Source organism: Micromonospora sp. NPDC049107, assembly GCF_040648595.1.
In the GTDB taxonomy this organism is placed as follows: Bacteria; Actinomycetota; Actinomycetes; order Mycobacteriales; family Micromonosporaceae; genus Micromonospora.
In genome coordinates this window covers 1-17166 of the sequence record NZ_JBEZEC010000014.1, presented here as the reverse complement: position 1 = coordinate 17166, position 17166 = coordinate 1, and the positions used below count along the sequence as shown (strand labels likewise).

16 protein-coding genes are annotated in these 17166 nt (G+C 70.8%); 6 read left to right on the top strand and 10 right to left on the bottom strand.

Going from position 1 to position 17166, the window contains the following annotated elements; translation table 11 throughout:
- Window positions 1-107: 107 nt before the first annotated feature.
- The 4 genes from AB0B55_RS28820 to AB0B55_RS28805 all read right to left on the bottom strand — a co-directional run bounded on the left by AB0B55_RS28820 (window position 108) and on the right by AB0B55_RS28805 (window position 2457).
- Complete coding sequence (locus tag AB0B55_RS28820; RefSeq protein WP_357122308.1) at window positions 108-749, bottom strand: Uma2 family endonuclease; 642 nt, start codon at window positions 747-749, stop codon at window positions 108-110.
- A gap of 149 nt (window positions 750-898) precedes the next feature.
- Window positions 899-1357, bottom strand: a complete 459-nt coding sequence (locus AB0B55_RS28815) for a hypothetical protein (protein WP_357175086.1) — start codon at window positions 1355-1357, stop codon at window positions 899-901.
- A gap of 37 nt (window positions 1358-1394) precedes the next feature.
- Window positions 1395-1586, bottom strand: a complete 192-nt coding sequence (locus AB0B55_RS28810; protein WP_357175083.1) for a DUF397 domain-containing protein — start codon at window positions 1584-1586, stop codon at window positions 1395-1397.
- Entirely contained in the window at window positions 1576-2457 is an 882-nt protein-coding gene (locus AB0B55_RS28805) for a helix-turn-helix transcriptional regulator (RefSeq protein ID WP_357175080.1), read from the bottom strand. The genes AB0B55_RS28810 and AB0B55_RS28805 overlap by 11 nt, the downstream gene beginning before the upstream one ends.
- A gap of 136 nt (window positions 2458-2593) precedes the next feature.
- Between AB0B55_RS28805 and AB0B55_RS28800 the strand changes: the two genes are divergently transcribed.
- Complete coding sequence (locus AB0B55_RS28800) at window positions 2594-2836, top strand: hypothetical protein (protein ID WP_357175076.1); 243 nt, start codon at window positions 2594-2596, stop codon at window positions 2834-2836.
- Entirely contained in the window at window positions 2833-3102 is a 270-nt protein-coding gene (locus AB0B55_RS28795) for a hypothetical protein (RefSeq protein ID WP_357122292.1), read from the top strand. Before AB0B55_RS28800 ends, AB0B55_RS28795 begins: the two co-directional genes overlap by 4 nt.
- Window positions 3103-3160: 58 nt before the next feature.
- Here AB0B55_RS28795 and AB0B55_RS28790 read toward each other — a convergent pair whose 3' ends face one another.
- The gene (locus tag AB0B55_RS28790; RefSeq protein ID WP_357175073.1) at window positions 3161-7111 is read right to left on the bottom strand and encodes a CARDB domain-containing protein; all 3951 of its coding nucleotides are present in this window, start codon (window positions 7109-7111) and stop codon (window positions 3161-3163) included.
- 409 nt (window positions 7112-7520) lie between these two features.
- Window positions 7521-8069 (bottom strand): GNAT family N-acetyltransferase, encoded by a 549-nt coding sequence (locus AB0B55_RS28785; RefSeq protein ID WP_357175070.1) that lies wholly within the window; start codon window positions 8067-8069, stop codon window positions 7521-7523.
- 51 nt (window positions 8070-8120) lie between these two features.
- On the opposite strand from AB0B55_RS28785, the gene AB0B55_RS28780 reads away from it, so the two are divergent.
- Window positions 8121-8951, top strand: a complete 831-nt coding sequence (locus AB0B55_RS28780; protein WP_357122281.1) for a YhjD/YihY/BrkB family envelope integrity protein — start codon at window positions 8121-8123, stop codon at window positions 8949-8951.
- Here the strand turns inward: AB0B55_RS28780 and AB0B55_RS28775 are convergent, their stop codons facing one another.
- The 4 genes from AB0B55_RS28775 to AB0B55_RS28760 are packed head-to-tail and all read right to left on the bottom strand — an operon-like array spanning window position 8952 to window position 12595.
- Window positions 8952-10169: an ABC transporter permease gene (locus AB0B55_RS28775; protein ID WP_357122277.1), complete on the bottom strand. Its 1218-nt coding sequence runs from the start codon at window positions 10167-10169 to the stop codon at window positions 8952-8954.
- Entirely contained in the window at window positions 10166-10864 is a 699-nt protein-coding gene (locus AB0B55_RS28770; protein WP_357123329.1) for an ABC transporter ATP-binding protein, read from the bottom strand. The genes AB0B55_RS28775 and AB0B55_RS28770 overlap by 4 nt, the downstream gene beginning before the upstream one ends.
- Before the next feature lie 44 nt (window positions 10865-10908).
- A complete protein-coding gene (locus AB0B55_RS28765) occupies window positions 10909-12012 on the bottom strand; it encodes an efflux RND transporter periplasmic adaptor subunit (protein WP_357122274.1) in 1104 nt (367 codons plus the stop codon).
- Window positions 12002-12595 (bottom strand): hypothetical protein, encoded by a 594-nt coding sequence (locus AB0B55_RS28760; RefSeq protein ID WP_357122271.1) that lies wholly within the window; start codon window positions 12593-12595, stop codon window positions 12002-12004. The genes AB0B55_RS28765 and AB0B55_RS28760 overlap by 11 nt, the downstream gene beginning before the upstream one ends.
- A 122-nt stretch (window positions 12596-12717) precedes the next feature.
- Between AB0B55_RS28760 and AB0B55_RS28755 the strand changes: the two genes are divergently transcribed.
- From AB0B55_RS28755 to AB0B55_RS28745, 3 genes are all read left to right on the top strand, one after another.
- Window positions 12718-13419, top strand: coding sequence for a response regulator transcription factor (locus tag AB0B55_RS28755; protein ID WP_357122268.1), 702 nt, complete (start codon window positions 12718-12720; stop codon window positions 13417-13419).
- Window positions 13409-15241, top strand: coding sequence for a HAMP domain-containing sensor histidine kinase (locus AB0B55_RS28750; protein WP_357175067.1), 1833 nt, complete (start codon window positions 13409-13411; stop codon window positions 15239-15241). Before AB0B55_RS28755 ends, AB0B55_RS28750 begins: the two co-directional genes overlap by 11 nt.
- Window positions 15242-15363: 122 nt before the next feature.
- Window positions 15364-16959, top strand: a complete 1596-nt coding sequence (locus tag AB0B55_RS28745) for an NAD(P)/FAD-dependent oxidoreductase (protein WP_357175064.1) — start codon at window positions 15364-15366, stop codon at window positions 16957-16959.
- Window positions 16960-17166 lie beyond the last annotated feature (207 nt).

Below are 17166 nucleotides of genomic sequence, written 5' to 3'. Positions count from 1 at the left end.
GCCTCAGCCCACCCCGCCCGCCGCCGCCGGCCTTGATCCACACGAGTTCGCCAATCTCGGGGTATCCGCAGCTCCCGGACACCCCGACGTCACCGAACCCGTGTCGATCAAGCGGTGCCGGACTCGTCTGGGACCGATTCCTCGTCCAGCAGTTCGGCCGGATCGATTGAGAACTCGAAGGGCTCGCGCATCGCGAAGGTGCTGCCCGCTGCTGCGGCGGCCATCGGCCGGTACTCCCCGTTGACCAGCTCGAACAGAGCCAGCGTCGGTACCCGATTGCGCAGGTCCACTCGGAGAAAGAACGGAACTCCAGCAGCCGCGTACTCCCGGGGCCGGTCGATCACGTCCTTGCGTCGGTTGCCCGGCGAAACGATCTCCCCGAGTAGTACCGCCTCGGCGATGGGTACCGTCGTGCGGCCACCCCCGGAGCTGCGCAGCGCAACGATGTCTGGAATGAAGAGATCATCCCCGGAGAGGACGTTGATCTCCGGATAGACCCAGAAGCCAGCCTTTCGCGCTGCACGGTGGAGCACGTAGGGCAGTTCCCGCTCGACCGACTGATGGTCGATCCCCGCATGTGGTGTCACGATCACGCTTCCGCTCAGGACCTCAACCTTGGGGCCGTTGGTCTCCGGCAACAGGTCGAGGGCGAGCTGCGCGGTCCACGGCTCGTCGTGCCACCGCAGCACGTCGAACGACGGCTCGGTGTGCTGCGGCGCCGGCTCCGGCGCGAACGCTGCCTGGGCCATTCGGGCTCACCCCCTCAGCGGACCATCCTTCTCAGGTCAGCCTAGCCACCGCCGCCCACGATGTGCGTCGCCGCACACATGGTCCGTCTATCCGAAATGACCGCACCGCAGCCTCCGCGCGTGGCGGTGCAGATCTTGGACACTTTCCGTCATGGCCGAACGGAAACTTTCCAAGATCTGCGGGCCGACCCCGGGCTCGTCGTGGTCCGGTGCCGTACGACGGCCAGCCAGACCGCTGCGCCGATGCAGGAGACGGCAAGCAGGGACAGCAGCACCAGGGCCGGGTTGACCCAGACGGGCACCAGGTCGTAGGTGGCATTGCATCGATCGTGCAGGGGGAACCATCGCGACGACTCACGCCAGTGCACGGCGCGGTAGGCGCTGTCGTAGCTGACGCCGGCCTGTCGGCAGGACTCCTCCGAGCTCATGGAGGAACCCGCGAACGCCCCGACGAACCAGGTGACGACGGCTGCAGCGATCGAAAGCCCGGCCGTCGCGACGAACCAGCCCGGGGTCTTCCACCTGCCGGTGAGCAGAGGTCCGCCCCACAGCCAGAGCACGAACAGAGCGGGTACGGCGAGGCAGAGCCCGGTCGCGACGACACCCATCGTGATTCTCAGCCTCCCGCGAGCGAGCCGGCCGTGATCATTGCACGGGCTGGTGCACCGCCGTGAACTGGACGAACGCGGCCCAGGCCGAGGGTGTGAAGGTCAGCGTCGGTCCCTGCCGGTCCTTGCTGTCGCGTACGCCGACCACCTCGGCGAAGCCGGCCACCTCGACGCAGTCGCCCTCGCCGCCGGATCGGGTCGACGTGCGCCAGACTCCGTCACGCTCCATCGGTCATCTCCTTCGCTATGGCCACGATCAGCTCACGGGACTCGTCGGCGCTGAGCGCCCGCTCGCCGAGGGAGCGCCAAGCGTCCTCGTAGATCTCAATCTCGTGGGTCTTGTCAAGGTAGACCGCGCCGCACGGGCCGTCCATGTAGATCGTCGTCGGCTCCGGCTCGCGGACGTCGGACGGGAAGTCGAGCATGGTGAAGGTGCCGGCCTGCGCCCAGCGCACCAGGCCGGCGTCGAGGGGCAGCACCCGGATACCGATGTTGTGTTGTCGCGACGACACCACAAGCGAATCCAGTTGCCGGCCCATCGCCGCGCGATCCCGCAGCGGCCGGCGCAGCACCGCCTCAGCCAGGATGACGTCGAGGCGCGGGGCGCGCGGTATCGCTCGGACCAGCAACCGTTGCCGGCGCAGCCGCACGTCCACCTTCGCCCGTCGATCCGCCTCGCTCATCTGCGGGTGGTCAGTCGCGATGACCTCGGTCATGTACTCGATCGTCTGCAACAACCCGGGGATGAGGTCCGCCTCGTACTTGCGAATGCGGGTGGCGGCGGCCTCCAGGCCGACATACAGCTTGAACCAGTCCTTGATCGCCTCGCCGTAGCTGTGCCACCAACCGTGCGCCTTGGTCTCCCGAGCGAGCGCCCGCATCGTCTCGATCGTCTCCGGGGACGCGCCGTAGACGCGACACATGGCCGCCACGTCGTTCGGGTGCATGGAGACCTGCCCGGTCTCGTACCGCCAGATCCGGGGTGCCGACCATTCCAATTCCTTGGCCGCCGCGGAAACGGTCACGTACGCGTTTTCGCGAAGCTCTCTCAGATATCTGCCGAGCTGCCTCCGCGGAACCGTGCTGCCGGAGTCGTCCACGTCATCTCCCTGACTGTCGTCGCGTAAGCCGCCTCGTCCCTCGGTCCGGATTCTGCTCCGAAACATTGTGTTGAACCATCAGTGGAATGACCCTCATTGATGACGGCGACCGCGAAAATCCCACCGGAGGACGGCCATGGAAACGACCGACGACCTGCCATTGCCGCCCTACGTGACCAAAGAGGACGTCGTGTTCGCGCTGCGGGCGGTCAGCGTGCACGCCCCCGTGCGGCGACCGGACGGCGAGCGCTGCCGCAGGGACGACGCCCGGCACCCGTGCCGACTGCACCGTTGGGGCCGTCGCGTCCTGCACGAGCGCGGCCTGACCGACGGGCAGATCCAGACGTTGGTGGACGGCGGAACGGTGGTCCTGCCATGAGCGTCGCAACCGAGCCCCGCTGGATCATCCACCTGCCGACCACGCTGACCAGCCTCGACGAGGTGACCGCCCTGGCCGTGGCACTGCGCGACTCGCTCGGTCACCTCGCCGTCGTCGACTTCGGCGAGACCACGCTCAGCGAGGAGGACGCGCAGTTCCTGCGTACCCGAGTGTTCTGTGACGCCCGGCTGGGCGAGGCCGGCCGGTGCCGGCGACCCGATGCCCACGACGGCCCCTGCGCGGCGACGATCGACTCGGGTTCATGAAAATCGGGGTGTCCGCTGCATGCGGACACCCCGATTTCACGGAAACGGCGGGTTAGCCTCAGCCGCCGTTGATGACGAACTGCGAGCCCGGCTGGATGACGATGTTGCCGTCGGCCGAATTCGTGATGGTCACGTTCGTCAGGTTGGCGTTACCGCGCGCGCCGCTCATCGCAAGGATGCCGGCACCGTTGTTCGACTTGTCGATCCGTACGTTGGTGATGGCGACGTTCGGCATGTTGCCGCCACCGTTCTTGAACTGGATCCCGTCGTACGTCGAGTCGACGATGTCGGTGTCCCGGATGGTGACGCCGGTGATGTCCCGGGTGGAGGGGAACAGCGTGATGGCGCCGAACTCCTGGTCCTCGTTCCAGAACGCGCCGCCGGTGCGGTAGAGCCCGTTGTTGGCGATCAGCGTCGTGCCGGAGAACGGCAGCGGGTCGTGGTCGGTCGCCAGCATGATGCCCGGGTAGTTGGCGGTGTCGTAGATCAGGTTGTTCTCGATCGAGTTGTCGTAGCCGCCGTAGATGGCGATGCCGTTGGCCCGCCAGGGCAGCTGGACGGTGTTGTTGACGAAGTGGTTGTCGTGGGCGATGTCGACGCTGCGGTCCTTGACGTACGGGTTGGCCCAGACGGCGAGCGCGTCGTCGCCGGTGGTCCGGAAGGACGAGTTGAACACCCGCGAGTTGCGCGTGCCGTTGCTGAAGTTGATGCCGTCGGCGTACGTGTCGCGGATCCGCATGCCGCTGAACTCCAGCCCGTCGGCCGGCCCCCACAGGTCGGGGATGTTGTCGTAGTCGCGGCCCACCCAGACGCCGACGTTCGCGTGCTCGATCCAGACGTTGCTGATCTTGGTGCCGGTGCCGAACCGGCCGTTCAGACCGACGCCGCCCTCGGCGTTGCCGTCACCGCCCCGGATCCGGCCGGAGCCGAAGATGGCGATGTCGGAGATCTGGGTGTTCTTGTCGATGTCGAAGCCGAAGTTGCCCTCGTGCGGGTGGTTGATGCCGCCCACCACGTTCTGCGGCTCGGTCAGCGTGTAGAGCTGCGAGTGCCACATGCCGGCGCCCCGGATGGTGACGTTGCTGATGCCGACCTGGTTGTACATGCCCCGGTTCAGCGGGTCGTCGGTCAGGATCTTCTGCTCCTGCCGCCACTGCCCGGCCGGGATCCAGACGCAGCTGATGACGCCGTTCTGGTCGTCGGTCACCGCCCGCTGGATGGCGGCGGTGTCGTCGAGCCCGTCGTTCGGGACCGCGCCGTACTGGGTGATCGACGTGCAGCCGGCCGGTTGGCTCAGCGGCGGGGCCACCTGCTCCAGGTCGATCATGTCGATGACGTAGAACGAGGCGGTGTCGCCCGAGTCGCGCTGCAACTTGAACCGGGTGCCCGCCGGGTACGACTGCGACAGCAGCGCGTTCGACTCGTCGAAGAGCCGTCGGGCGTCGGCCTGCGGGGTGTTGGTCAGCGCCTCCGGCCCGTCGGTGTCGCCGTAGAGCCAGCTGTGCTTCGACGACAGGGTCAGCTTGCGGGAGAAGACGTCGTTGACGTAGAGGCTGATGGTCGCCTCGATGCCGCCGCCACCGGGCGCGTCCGGGATGGAGTTGCGCACCACGATGGCGTTGGCCTGGTTGGCCGAGGTGAACTCGACGAACTGGCCGGTGCCGGTGAGGCGTACCGACTTGCGGCCCGAGGACTCGCTGGCGAAGTTGGTGTGCCCGAAGGTGCGCAGCGGGTCGGCCTCCAGCAGCGTGCCCGAGTAACGGCCGGCCTCCGCCTCGTACGAGACGTACGGCACCGCCGCGCCGCGTCCGACCACGATGGACTGGCTGAAGGTGTTGTTGCTCTCGTTGGTCTCGGCGACCACGTTTGTGGCGTCGGCGGTGGCGGTGATGGTCGCGCCGCCGCTGGTGGCGGTCCAGCTACCGCTGACGGCCACGGTGGCCGTCGCGCCGGCGGCGATCGAGGCGGTGTTGGTGTTGAGCGTGGTGCCACCCACCACCAGTCGGGTGACGGTGGTCGCGCCGGTCGCGGTGGTGCCCCGGTTGCGGACCGCCACGGTGAAGGTGACGGACGCCCCGACGGCCGGGTTCGGCGGGTTCGAGGCGATGCTGAGCACCTGGAGGTCGGGGCCCGGCGCCTGCGCCACCACCAGCGGCGACGCCGCCGTGAGGCTGTTGTTGCCGTTGTTCTGCTCGACGACCGTGTTGGTCGGGTCGACCACCGCCGACACGGCGTAGCTGCCCATCGGTCGCGTACCGGCGTTGAACGACACGGTCGTCGAGGCGCCGGCGGCGAGCGCGCCCACCGTGGCGCTGCCGACGAGCGCCCCGGCCAGGCTGAAGTTCACCGTCGTGGCCGCCGCGGCGGCGCTGCCGATGTTCTGCACGACGGCCGAGAGCGTGATCGCGGAGACCTCGCTGGGCGACGTCGGCGACCAGCTCAGCGAGCTGACGACCAGGTCCGGGTTGGGGGCCGGCGTGCCGCAGACCTCCAGCTCGGCCACCTGGCCGGACGGAGCGCCGGTGTTGCCGGTGAACCGCAACTGCACGTCCGCCGTGGTCGCGCTGACCGGAATGGTCACCGTGTTGACGCCCTGGACGAACTGGTAGGCCGCCGCCGACACCAGGCTGGTGTACGACGACGACGCCTGGTCGCGGCCGAGGACCTGGATCGTCTGGGTACGGGTGCCCCAGGACGAGTCGGGGTTGAGCTTCACGGTGACGCCGGAGATCGAGTGGTTCGCGCCGAGCGCCACGGTGAGGTTCTGCGGGTAGCTGGCCGCGCCCTCCCAGTACGTGCCGAGCTGCCCGTCGTTCGCCTTGTCGGGGGTGAAGGTGAAGGTGGAGCCGCTCGCCGTCATGCTCTTGCCCTGCGCCACGTTCGTGCAGGCCGGGGGGTTGCTGCCGGTCCGGGTGACGGTGTTGCTGTTGCCGGACAGGTTGCCGGCGCCGTCGCGGGCGCGGACGTAGTAGGAGACGGTCGCGGTCGTGGGCTGGGTGTCCTGGTAGGTGAGGACGGTGCCCAGCGTCGCGATCAGGCTGCCGCCCCGGTAGACGTTGTAGCCGGCCAGGCCACTGCCACCGGAGTCGGTGGAGGCGCCCCAGGTGAGCGTGATCGTGCTGCCCGACGTGCTCTGCGACAGCGTCCCCGGCACGCTCGGCGCGGTGGTGTCACCGCTGCCGGTGCGGGTCACCGTGTTGCTGTTGCCGGAGACGTTGCCGGCGGCGTCGCGCGCCCGGACGTAGTACGACACGGTCGCCGTGGTGGGCTGGGTGTCGTTGAACGTGGTCACGGTCCCGACGGACTGGAGGAACGCGCCGTTGCGGTAGACGTCATAGCCGGCGACACCGCTACCGCCGGAGTTGTCGGTGGACGCGACCCAGGCGAGGCTGATGGTGGTGCCCGACTGGGTGTACGAGAGGTTGCCGGGCGCGCTCGGCGCGGTGGTGTCGGGGGTGGTGCCGCCGCTGCCGTACACCTCCAGCTCGGAGAGCTGCCCGGCCGGCCAGCCGCTGTTGGCGGTGATGGTGATCCGGACGTAGCGGGTGGCGGTGGCGCTGAAGTTGATCGTGGCGGTGCTGCCGCTCGCCGGGTTGAAGGTGTACGTCTGCGACCCGGCCAGGTCGGTGAACGACGAGCCGTCGGCGCTGCCCCGCACGCTCAACGTCTGGGTGCGGGTGCCCCAGCCCGAGGTCGGCAGCTTCAGCACGACCTGGTTGACCGACTGTGACGAGCCGAGATCGACCTGTACCCACTGGGGGAACGAGTTGTTGACGCTCTCCCAGTAGCTGCCCGCGTTGCCGTCGACGACCTTCGACGAGTCGTAGACGTCGGCGTGCCCGCTCTCCTGGGTGGGACGACCCTGGGCGAGGTTGGTGGCCGCCGCGGCGACGGCGCTGCTGGCGGCGGCCGGTTGGTCGGCGGGGCGGGCGGCGGAGGCCGGAGTGGCGAGGGCCGGGTTCGCGAGGGCGGTCGCGATCAGCGTGGTCGCGACTGTCGCCGCCACCATCCTGAACAGTGTCGCTCGTCGTCTCATGACTGTCCTGTCGTCGGGGGACGGTTGCCGCGGGCGGGGGTGACCACGGTGGGGTGGGTGGCGGTGCGTCGCCGACCGGTGAGGCGGGCCGGCGTTCGAGGGGTACGACCATCAACGGGCCTCCCCAGGAGGCCCGTTGAATCTTCCGCGAGCATGCACAGAATCGTGCACGCGTTTGTCTAGTTCTTGCGTAACTTTGACCAAAGGTTACTGACGTGCTACGAGAGCGTCAATACTTCGACCACCGTGACTATTGACGGAGTTGCCCACTGTTGGCGCACCTCGATCCACGCACAAATCAGGGAAGGCGCCACCCCCGACGAATGGAGGCGAAACCTTCCCCGAAGCTGTACGGATCTTGCGTCAGGTGATTCCGGAACGATCAGGCCGCTGGGGCCGCCAGGACGAAGGTCTCCAGCACCTCGCCGCCGTACCAGTCGGCACGCCGGCCCACGTGCGCCATGCCGAGTCGCCGGCAGACCGCCATCGACGGCTCGTTGCCCGGCGACACGACCGCGTAGATCTCGGTGGTGCCGGTGGCGAACTCCCGGACGATGAGCGCACGCGCCGCCTCGGTGGCGTAGCCGTGGCCCCACGAATCGGGGTGCAGGTGCCAGCCCACCTCGATGTCGTCGGTGAGCCGACTCTCGTCGCGCCCCGGCAGCGGCTTGAGCAGCGCCGTACCCGCCACGACGCCGGTCTCCCGTACCTCGATCGCCCAGGTGCCGTACCGTCCCTGGTCGCCGGCGTGCCGCTCCTGCCAGAACCGCAGCCGCTCGGCTGCCTGCGACGGGTCGCTCATCGGCAGGCCGACCACGTTCAACCATCGGGTGACGTCGGCCCGCGAGTAGATGTCGTAGATCCGAGCCAGGTCCGCCGCTTCGTCGGTCCAATCGCGCAGGATGAGGCGTTCGGTGGTGATAACAGTCATGACCGGCGATCTTAAGGAGTGACCGTCCCGACGACAGGGAAGGAGAAGCCGATGGGCAGCGGTTGGCAGCGCGCGAAACGGATCACCAGTGCCGCGTTCCGTCCGGTGCGCGGACGCGACCTGTCGCTGCACGCCGCGGCGATCACCTTCTACGGGGCGATCGCCGTGGTCCCGGTGGCGCTGCTGGCCCTCTGGCTCACCTCGCTGGTCGCGGGCGCCGATCGGGTACGCCGGCTCACGTCGTACGCCGTGGAGGCCCTGCCGACAGCGATCGGCGCGCCCCGGGCGGTGGCCGCGCTGGTCGACGCCGGGGTGCAGTTGACCCCGCTGCTGGCCCTCGCCTCCCTGCTGCCCGCGTCGCTGTACGGCGAGGGGCTGCGCCGGGCGTTCGTGTCGGTGGCGGCGCCACGCACCGACGAGCACCTGGTGGGGTGGCGGGGTCGGCTGCTGTTGCTGCCGCTGCTCGCGCCGGCGCCCGCGCTGCTGCTGTCGATCCTGCTGGCGTTACCGCTCACCACCCGCCTGGTCCGCCAGGGCGGCTGGGTCGGCGCGCTGGGCATCGTGCTGTCCTTCCTGGCGGTCTGGCTGGTGCTCACACCGGTGCTGGTGTGGGTGTTCCGGGTGGTCGGGCCGGCGTCGCCGGACTGGCTCTCCACCCTGGCGATCGGTTCGTTCACGGCGGCCAACCTCTCCGGGTTCCTGCACGGCTTCGTGCTGTTCGCGTCCCTGCCGCTGGACCTCGGCGTGCCGTTCGGCGGCTTCGACCCGATCGGCGCGGGCGTCGCCGTGCTGCTGTGGCTGTACGTGTTCCACGTGATCGTCCTGGCCGGCTACTCCGCGACCCTGGCACTCTCGCGGTGGCGTGCCCAGCGGCCGAGCTGATCATGCGCTGGCGAGCGCTTCGGTGGGGGTGAGGCGGGCGGCGCGGATCGACGGGTAGACGCCCGCCGCCATCCCGACCAGCATCGCGCCGCCGATGCCACCGGCCACCGAGGTCACCGGGATCGTCGGCGGCCAGCCCTGGTAGCTGGCGTACCCGACCGTCGCGAGCACGCCGAGCACCGCTCCGGCGGCTCCGCCGAGCACGGACAGCAGCACCGATTCGGTGAGGAACTGCACCCGGATCTGCCCCCGGTTCGCGCCGAGCGCCCGGCGTAGACCGATCTCCCGGCGGCGCTCCAGCACCGAGATGACCATGGTGTTGGCGACCCCGATCCCGCCGACCAGCAGCGCCACGGCGGCCAGCCCGAGGAAGAGCGCGGAGAACGTGTTCTCGGTGGCCCGCTTGGCGGCGAGCGCGTCCGAGGGGCGGCTGACCTGGATCAACCCGGGCAACTGCGGGTCGAGGGTGGCCGGCAGCACGGCACGCACGTCCTCCAGCGCGGCCTCGCGGGCCCGCACGTACACGACCGTGGGATGCCCGTCGAAGCCGAGCAGGTTTCGGGCCGCGTCCCAGCCGACCAGCACCGACCGGTCCAGGTCGGGGGCGATGGGCAGCGGATCGAGTACGCCGATCACGGTGAACCACCGTTCACCGACGAGCACCTGGGGCGGCCGGGCCGGGTCGACGGTGGCGAACCCGAGCCGGCTCGCGGCCACGTAGCCGAGGACGGCGGTCGGCAGCCGGGCCGTGCCGTCGTCCAGGAACCGGCCGACGCGGACCCGTCCGTTGACGGTGTCCAGCAGATCCGGGCGCGCGGCGAGGGTCGTGAGTCCCGACGTGTCGTAGCGGTCCACCAGGTCGTTGCGGCGGACCGCGACGTGGGTGTTCGCGACCGCGCTCACCGTCTCGACGGGCCCGATCCGGTCCACCATCGCCACCGACTCCGCCGGCAGCAGCACGGGCGGGTCCTGGTCCGGCACGGGTTCGGCGCGCAGCAGGTTGGTGCCGAGAGCGGAGAGCTGGTCCATCAGGTCGCGTTGGCTGGACGCCGGGATGCCGACCACGACGATCATCGTGGCGATGCCGATGGAGATGCCCAGGGCGGACAGCGCCGCCCGCATCCGCCGGCTGGTCAGCCCGAGCAGGCCGAGCCGGAGTACGTCGCTCGGGGCGAGCCGGGGCGGCCGGCCGCCGGGTGCCGCTGTCGGTGTGCTCATCGGTGGGTCCTGTCGAGGGTGTCGGAGACGATCCGCCCGTCGCGGATGTCCACCTGCCGAGGGGTACGGGCGGCGAGGTCCCGATCGTGGGTGATCATGGCGATGGTGGTGCCCTCGGCGTGCAGGCTCAGCAGCAGCGCCAGGACCGCCTCGCCGTTGGCGGTGTCCAGGGCGCCGGTCGGCTCGTCGGCCAGGACCAGCGCCGGGTCGTTGACCAGCGCCCGCGCGATGGCGACCCGCTGGCGTTCCCCGCCGGAGAGCTGGTGCGGCAGGTGGTCGACCCGGTGCGCCAGGCCGACCCGGGCCAGCGCGTCGATGGCCGTGCGGCGACGGCGACGACGGGGTACACCGGCATAGAGCAGCCCGGTGGCGACGTTCTCGGCGGCGTCGAGCCCTCCGACGAGGTGGAACTGCTGGAACACGAAGCCGAGCCACCGGCCCCGCAGCGCGGAGAGCCGCCGGTCGGACAGGTCCGTCACCTCCTGCCCGGCGACGCGTACCCGGCCGCTGGTGGGCAGGTCGAGCGTGCCCATGATGTTCAGCAGGGTCGACTTGCCGGACCCGGACGGTCCGACGATGGCGAGGAGTTCTCCCGCGCGTACGGTCAGCGAGACGTCGTCCAGGGCGGTGACGTCGCCCGGGTACGTCCGGCTCACCCCGTCGAGCTGCAGGACCGGTTCGGTGTACGCCGGGATCACCTCGGTCGGCGCGTCCCGGACCGGGAAGGGGATGACCGTGCTCACGCGGCGGTCACCACCGTGAGCCCCTCGGTGACACCGTCCCCACTGACCTCGACGAGCCCCCGGGAGAACATCCCGGTCTGCACGGCCAGCAGCCCACCGTCGGGCAGTTGGAGGGCGTGCCCGCCCTCGCGGAGCGCCACCAGCGCGCCGACCGGTACGGCCAGCACGTTCCTGCGGGCGCTCGTGGTGAACGTGACCTGGACCGACGCCGCGTCCAGCTTCCCCACGTCCGCCGCCTTGGCCGGCGTGACGAGGACGTCCACCTTGGGCGGGCCGGCCTGACCGGTCCCCGCGTCCGCGCCTGCGCCCTGCACGGTGTGGGAGATCGAGGCGACCCGACCGGGGACCTCGGTCGTGTCGGGCAGGGTGATCGCGACAGTGGCGCCCACCCGGATGCTGCCGACCTCGGTCGCCTCGACCGCGACGGTCACCAGCTTGACCTTCTCGGTGACGGCCACCAACTCACCGCCGACCGGGTCACCGGGCAGGGCCTTCACCGCGCTCACCCGGACCGGCCCCGGCAGTACGACCGCCTGCCCGACCTCGATCCGGCCGGTGGGCTCCAGGTCGAGCGCCTGCTGCCACTTCTTGATCGCGGCCACCAGCGTGTCGGTGAGCAGGGCCCGACCCGAGCCGATCTTCGTGCCGTCCTTCGCGCGGGTCGGCTGCGTGCCGACGGCGTACCCGAGGGCCTTCAGGTTGTCCCGCACGATCAGCACGTCGCTGCCCACCAGGCCGGGTTTGTCGAGGGTACGAAACAGCGGGGTGCCGCCGAACAGCACCGGCACCGGCCGGTCGTCGACCCAGTACAGGGGCTTGCCACGGGCCACCGTGTCACCGACCTTCGGCAGGCGGGTGACGACGCCCTCGCCGGCGCCCTTGACCACCCGCTCCGGGCCGAAGCCGAGCGTTCCGTCGAGAGAGCGGCTGTCCGACAGGTCGGTGCGGGTCACCGTGGCCGTCGTCACCGGCGGCGGGGCGCTCGCCGTACCGTCGTCGTGTCGTCGCAGGGTCAGCGCCGTGACGCCCGCGCCGACGGCGACCACCACGGTCACCAGGGCCACGACGATCGCGGTTCGCCGCTTCGGCCTACCGTCCACCGAAGGCCTCCATCGTGCACTCGCGCTCCACCTTCGAGAGCGCCGGACCGTCGAAGCCGCCCGACGGGTCGGCGACCCCGTCGTCGTACGTCCAGCCGGAGCCGTCCGGCAGCGAGTGGATCTTCATACCGCGACCACGTAGGCACTGCACGTAGTCGTTCCACTGGCTCTCGTAGTTCGGGTTCCTCTTCTCGTCCAGCTCCGGCGGCTGAAGCGGCAGCTTGTTGGCGCACGCCACGTACGCCGCCTTCGGCTCGCCACTCTGGTCGAGGGAGATGCCCGGTCCGCTCCCGGTAGCACCGGCCGAGCGGCCCTTGTTCTCCTTCACGCCGTTATCCCGCAGGCAGAGGTGGTACGCGTACCAGAGCCGGTTCTCCTCCTCGTCGGTCGTGTCCAGCCGCAACTGCGGCCGACCGATCGTGGCCGCGCCGGACGTGGCGGCGCTCGGCGTGGCGGACGTCGTGGCGAGGGAGGCGACGTCGGCGGCGCCCTCGGCTGCGGGCTTCGCACCGTCGCAGCCGGCGAGGACCGTGGCGAACAGGGTGAGCGCGGCGAACCCGACTCGTCGTGGTGCGTTCGTCATGGCGGCAGCCTCACGAACAGTTGTCAGAGACCTGTCAGGAAGCGGTCCTCATCCGGTAGCCCCAGCTCACGGGCGTCGCCGAGGGCGGTTCAGGACGGCCCGCGACACGTACAGTCGCTGCCGTGACCGCGCGGGTGCTGATAGCCGAGGACGACGAGAAGCAGGCCGAGTTGGTCCGCCGCTACCTGGAGCGGGAGGGGCACACGGTCGTCGTCGTCGGCGACGGGCGGGCCGCCCTGGAGCACCTGCGCCAACGCCCGCCGGACCTGCTGATCCTCGACGTGATGATGCCGAAGGTCGACGGGCTGGACGTCTGCCGCATCCTGCGCCGGGAATCCGACCTGCCCGTGCTCATGCTGACCGCCCGCGCCACCGAGGACGACCTGCTGCTCGGCCTCGACCTGGGCGCCGACGACTACCTGACGAAGCCGTACAGCCCCCGCGAGCTGGTGGCCCGGGTACGGACGTTGCTGCGCCGGGGCCAGCGGACGACGCACCCGACCGACCCCGTGCTGCGGGTCGGCGACCTGCACGTCGACCCGATCCGCCACGAGGTACGCGTCGACGGACGACGCGTCGACTGCACGCCGGGCGAGTTCCACCTGCTCCAGGCGATGGCCGCCCAGCCGGGACGGGCCTTCACCCGGGACCAGCTCCTCGGCCACCTGCACGGCTTCGACAAATACATCACCGGCCGGACCGTCGACGTCCACGTCATGAACCTGCGCCGGAAGATCGAGCCGAACCCGCGCAGACCGGTCCGCCTGCTGACCGTCTACGGCGTCGGCTACAAGCTGGCGGAGGCGAGCCACCATGCGGCGTGAGGTGCCGCTGCACCGCAGCCTGCTGCTCCGGTTGCTCGCGCTGGCCGTCCTCATCGCCGTGGGCTCGATCGCCGCCACGGCCTGGCTGGCCGTCCGCACCACGACCGGGGCGATCCGGCAGGAACAGGGCCAGGCGCTCGCCGACGACGCCCGCATCTACGACACCCTGATCGGTTACGCGGCGACCCACCCGAGCTGGGCCGGTGTCGACACCGCCCTGCGACCGCTCGCCGAGCAGGTGGGCCGGCGGATCACCCTGACCACCGAGTCGGGTACGCCGCTCGCCGACTCGGCGCCGCAGGCCGGTCCGCTGCCCACCAAGCCCTCCGCGACCATCGACGCGCTCGCCGTCGACACCACGCTGACCCTGGGCTCCCCCGGGGTCGTCGACGCCGCGCGGATCGACCCCCGCGCCGCCGGCCCGTACCTGCTCCCGCCCGACGAGCGCCGCACGCTGCTCGACCGGGCCGACCAGGCCGTGCTGTGCCTGCGGGTACGGCCCAGGATCGCGGCCGTCGTGCGGGAGGAGCCCACCGGCCGCCCCCGGATCGAGACCCCCGGCGCCGACCTGAGCGACAACCCCGTCTGCGCCGCGCCACGGGCGGACCTGGCGACTCCGACGGCCACCGAACGCAAGGGCCTGGCCCAGCTCAACGCGTTGGTGAACACCTGCCTGGCCCGTCGCAAACTGGCGCCCGTGAGCGTCGACCTGGACTGGACGTGGAAGACGCAGCCCGCCCCCACGCGGAGCAGCCGCGCGGACGTCACCGAGGCCGACCAGGACCACAGCCAGGCGGTCAACGCCTGCCTGGGCACCAGCCGCAGGGAACAGCTTCTCCCGTACGTCGCCCCGGCGGCGACCCTGTTCGTCTCCGACCCGGGTGGTCGGCCCACCACGACCTTCGACCTGTCCCGCGTCAACCAGGCCCGGATCGTGGCGGTCGCCGGTCTCGTGCTGTTGGTGACCGTCGGTGTCACGGTGCTGGCCGGTGTCCGGCTGACCCGTCCGCTGCACGCGCTGACCGGCGCCGCCCAGCGGATGCGCGACGGCGACGGCGCGGCCCGGGTCCGCGTCACCGGGCGGGACGAGATCGCCCGGCTGGCCGAGGCGTTCAACGACATGTCCGAGCGGCGCGAACGCCTCGAACAGCTCCGTCGCGCCATGGTCAGCGACATCGCCCACGAGCTACGCACCCCGGTCACCACGATCCGGGGCTGGTTGGAGGCCGCCGAGGACGGCATCGCGCCGCTGGACCGGAGGTTGGTGTCGTCGCTGCTGGAGGAGGCGACGTTGCTGCAACACGTGATCGCCGACCTGCAGGATCTCGCCGAGGCGGAGGCGGGCGCGCTGCGGCTGCACCCCGAGACGGTCTACCTCGCCGACCTGCTGGGCCAGGTGGCCGAGGCGTACCGCGTGCAGGCCGACCTGGCCGGCGTGACACTGTCGGTGCTCCTCGACGCCGACCCGCAGGTGTACGCCGACCCGGTGCGACTGCGTCAGGTCGTCGGCAACCTGGTCGCCAACGCGGTACGCCACACTCCGGCCGGCGGCCGCGTCACGATCAGCGCCGGGGCGGCCGGCGGAAAGGTGACCATCGCCGTCGCCGACACGGGCAGCGGCATCAGCGCCGAGCATCTGCCCCGGGTGTTCGACCGCTTCTGGCGGGCGGAGAAGTCCCGCAGCCGGCAGACCGGCGGCAGCGGCCTGGGCCTGTCCATAGTCCGCAAGTTGGTGGAAGCCCACCAAGGCACGGTCCAAGCCCAAAGCACCCCCGAAAAAGGCTCAACCTTCACGGTCCACCTCCCCACCCACCCCCGGTGATCAAGAGGTTCGCGTCATCCGGACGGCGTTTCCTGACGCGAACCTCTTGATCACCGGGTTGCAGCGGGCGGTGGTGGGCGGTGGTGGGCGGTGGTGGGGTGGTGGGACTAGGCTGCGGCGGCATGAGTGGTGAGATTCCGGCTCGGGCGGACGTCGTCGTCGTTGGGAGCGGGCACAACGGTCTGGTTTCTGCGGTTCTGCTGGCGCGCGCGGGTCTGGACGTCCTCGTGGTCGAGGCCGCCGACGTGATCGGCGGCGCGACCCGCACCGAGAACCCGTTCCCGAAGGTGCCGGGGCTGCGCCACTCCACCGGCTCGTACCTGCTCGGGCTGATGCCGCCGGAACTGCTCGCCACCCTCGACGTACGCATCCCGGTGCTGCGCCGCGACCCGCACTACTTCCTGCCCACACCGGGTGGCCTCGGCTCGCCGTACCTGCTCTTCGGCAGTGACACCGCCGCCACCCGGGCGCAGCTCACCGAGTTCTTCTCCCCCGCCGACGTGGCCGCCGACGACGCCATGCAGGCCGAGCTGGCCGCGCTACGCGAGGACCTCGCCCCCGCCTGGCTGGCCGAGCCGCTGAGCGTCGAGGAGACCGCCGAGCGGCACGTCCGCCCGGCACTGCGGCAGGTCTTCGTCGACCTGGTCCGCGGGTCGGTCGCCGACTACCTGGCCCGCTTCGAGTTCCGCTCCGAACTGCTGGTCAGCATGTACGCCGTCACCGACGGCCTCTCCGGCCTCAACGCCGGCCCCGACGACCCCGGGACGGGCCACAACTTCCTCGTGCACAACATGTGCCGGCTACCCGGCTCGGGTGGCACCTGGATGATCGCCGAGGGCGGCATGGGCACCGTCTCGCGGACGTTCGCCGACGCCGCCCGCGCCGCCGGGGCGAGGATCCTGACCGGTACGCCGGTGAGCGCGGTGACCCTGGACGGCGGCGCGGCCAGCGGAGTGGTGTTGGCCGACGGTCGGCAGGTCAGCTCCCGGGTGGTGCTCGGCGCATGTGATCCGTACCGGCTGATGGAGCTGTTGCCCGACGGCGCGCTCCCGGCGCGACTCGGCGAACGGATGGCGGCGGTCCGCCGGCCCGGCACCACCCTCAAGCTCAACCTGGCGCTGCGCGGCCTGCCGCGCTTCTCCTGCCTGCCGGCCGACGCGCCGAGCCCGTTCGGGTCGACCATCCACCTGCTGCCCGGCTCCGCGTCGCTGGTCGGCGGCGACGCCCCATCGCCGATGACCGCGCTGCGCGACATGTGGACTGACGTGCAGGCCGGGCGGCTGCCGGCCGAGCCGACCATCGAGTGGTACCTGCACACCACCGTCGACCCGTCGCTCTCCGACGCCGCCGGGCACCACTCGTCGGCGCTGTTCGTCCAGTCGGTGCCCTACGAGCTGACCGGCACCACCTGGGACGCCGAACTGCCCGGCTACGTCGACCGACTCGTCGAGATCGTCGAACGGTACGCCCCCGGCACCGCCGACCTGATCGCCGACGCGGTGCCGCTGCCCCCGCCGGGCATCGAGGCGCACTTCGGCATCACCGGCGGGCACATCCACCACGTCGACAACACCGTCTCGTTCACCGACCGGATGCCCTACGCCACCGGCATCGACGGCGTGTACGCGGGCAGCGCCGGCTGCCACCCCGCCGGCAGCGTGATCGGCGCCGCCGGCCACAACGCCGCCCGCAAGATCCTCAAAGACCTGGGGCACTAACCAGCCCTACCCGCCCACCCCCGCCGCCCGCGCCCACCCCCGCGCCCGCCCCCGGCCGGCCGGCCGCGTCGGCCGGCCGCGTCGATCATGTAGTTGTGGTGGTGAACAGAGACGACTTAATGGGGAGAAACGGGCACCACAAGTTCATGATCGACGCGGGGGGCGGGGGCGGGGGCGGGGGCCGGGGGCGGTTAGGGCCAGGCGTCG